General features: G+C 66.8%; 1 protein-coding gene. It reads left to right on the top strand.

The genetic code is table 11. The features are described from left to right. Window positions 1–241 (top strand): hypothetical protein (locus tag KVT28_RS26485; protein WP_217551276.1); only part of this gene is annotated, 241 nt, incomplete at both ends.

Genomic DNA, 241 nt, shown 5'->3' with positions numbered 1-241 from the left:
ACGACCAACGGCGAACTTTCGGTCCAGGGTTGGACGACGCTTGGCAAGCGCGTCGGGCGCGACCTCTCGCACGTGGCCGCCGTCCGCGAGGATGAACTCCTGACGTTCGGCGAGGTCAACGTCCAGCCGCGCAAGGTGATTGCGTCTGCCGAGTGGTCGGGGCTTGAGGCCCGCGATCGGCGCTACTCGCCGTTCACCGCGAACATCGATCACCTGATCCCGTTCCGCACGCTCACCGGCA

The organism is Pantoea sp. GbtcB22 (genome assembly GCF_019091025.1).
In the GTDB taxonomy this organism is placed as follows: domain Bacteria; phylum Pseudomonadota; class Gammaproteobacteria; order Enterobacterales; family Enterobacteriaceae; genus Pantoea; species Pantoea leporis.
Note: the sequence above shows the minus strand (reverse complement) of the source record. Positions and strands in the feature narration are given on the sequence as shown.